1 protein-coding gene is annotated in these 893 nt (G+C 49.2%); it reads right to left on the minus strand.

Going from position 1 to position 893, the window contains the following annotated elements:
- On the minus strand, positions 1-893 hold an 893-nt coding region (locus tag PKO01S_RS28515), incomplete at both ends, for an AMP-binding protein (RefSeq protein ID WP_164779843.1).

The raw sequence follows: 893 nt of genomic DNA on the forward strand, positions 1-893 counted from the left end.
CTTGGCGTATTGACATGCTCTGGATTTGCAGCCTCGCCTGTATAGACCTCCTTATCGGATAGGTCTATGACCGGAATATCCCCTTTGAACGGCAGTTCTGCCCTTCCGAGCAGGATGGCTTTCGGCTGGCAGTCTTCCAGCATATACTGGATACGATTGTCCGGATAGCTAGGATCTATCGGTACATAGGCACCGCCTGCCTTGATAATCCCGTAGATACCGATAATCATCTCCATGCTTTTTTCGGCCAGAATCGCAACTCTGTCATCTGGCTTGACACCAAGCTCCCGCAGTTTGTATGCCAACTGGTTTGCTTTTTCATTCAGCTGCGCATACGTCAATTGCGCAGCTTCAAATACAACCGCGATACGGTCCGGCGTCTGCCCAACCTGTTCTTCAAACAGCTCGACAACGGTTTTTCCTCTTGGATATTCCGTAGCGGTGTCATTGAAGGTCTCAATGATCAGCCTCTTCTCTTCTTCGTCCACCACACTCAGTTCGTTGATCTTCGCCTCGGGATTGGCCGTCAGTTCGTCCACCAGGCGGCTGAAGTGCTTCATCATCCGTTGTACACTTTCCTGCTCGAACAGATCGGTGCAATATTCCCAATTCATTGCATAGCCGTCTTCCGTTTCACCGATGCTTAAGGTGAGATCGAATTTGGCGATGGTATGTTCGCTGGCTATGCCTGTCAATGTTAAGCCGTTCATTTCTAGGTTCGACTGTTCGTTGTTTTGCAGGACAAACATCACATCAAATAGCGGGTTTCTGGACAAATCCCGTCGTACCTCTACCGCTTCCACCAGTTCCTCGAACGGATATTCCTGATTCTCATAGGCTTTCAAGGCACTTTCCTTGATTTCCTTAAGGAAATCCAGAACCTTCTTGTCCCC

The organism is Paenibacillus kobensis NBRC 15729, from assembly GCF_004000825.1.
In the GTDB taxonomy this organism is placed as follows: Bacteria; Bacillota; Bacilli; order Paenibacillales; family Paenibacillaceae; genus Paenibacillus_T; species Paenibacillus_T kobensis.